1 pseudogene is annotated in these 451 nt (G+C 36.1%); it reads left to right on the forward strand.

Going from position 1 to position 451, the window contains the following annotated elements:
* Window positions 1–79 precede the first annotated feature (79 nt).
* Window positions 80–415: pseudogene (locus ACXAHM_RS26365) on the forward strand (2OG-Fe(II) oxygenase family protein); the annotation flags it as partial.
* Window positions 416–451 lie beyond the last annotated feature (36 nt).

Here is a 451-nt window from a genome sequence, read left to right on the forward strand (position 1 = left end):
GGCTCACTACACTTTTTTCAAAATTCACTAAAAATCTACGTTTTTGATAGTATGAGTGGGGTGTAGTGAAAATTAACTGTCAAACTCAAGAGGTCTTCAAGTTCAGAATCATGATGGCGAGTGGATCGATGCTATCGCTGGTGAAGGAGAACTTGTAATCAATGTTGGAGATATGTTGTCAAGACACTCTAACAACCGCTTGAAGTCAACAATCCACAGAGTGGTTAACCCACCAAGAGAATTATGGGGCACTTCAAGATATTCAATTCCATTCTTTATGCATCCAGTAAGTGAAATGCCATTAAACGCATTAGAAAACTGTGTTACTGAAGAGAATCCAAAGTTGTATGAAGATACAACTGCAGGTGAATTCTTAACAGAAAGATTGATTGAGTTAGGTTTAATCAAGAAGTAATTACCTTAGGGTATTTAAATAAAAAAAGTGTGAGTA

This window comes from Flammeovirga sp. AWQ4_249, assembly GCF_056161045.1.